We start from the raw sequence: 250 nt of genomic DNA on the forward strand, positions 1-250 counted from the left end.
GTTAAAACAAGAGGAGACAAGCAGATGTTCGGCAGAAACAAGAAAGACCGCGGGGCAACGACCCTGCCGCGCCTCACCGTGCTGGCCAGCGTGATCGCGGCCACAGTTCCGCTGCACGCCTACGCGTTCAGGTTCGATACCGGTTCATCGGACTGGGAAGTGAACTGGGACAACACGATCAGTTATAACCTCGGCATGCGCGCCCGGGGCATCGATCCCATGATCGGCAACAACCCGAATTACGACGACG

The 250-nt window shown here is 58.8% G+C and carries 1 protein-coding gene; it reads left to right on the forward strand.

The window, feature by feature from the left end; translation table 11 throughout:
* Positions 1 to 24 precede the first annotated feature (24 nt).
* Positions 25 to 250: DUF1302 family protein (locus tag SB753_RS39745; RefSeq protein WP_410805504.1), on the forward strand; the 226-nt coding region annotated here is incomplete at its 3' end.

The sequence above is a fragment of the Paraburkholderia sp. SIMBA_053 genome (genome assembly GCF_046534895.1).
Lineage (GTDB): Bacteria > Pseudomonadota > Gammaproteobacteria > Burkholderiales > Burkholderiaceae > Paraburkholderia > Paraburkholderia caledonica.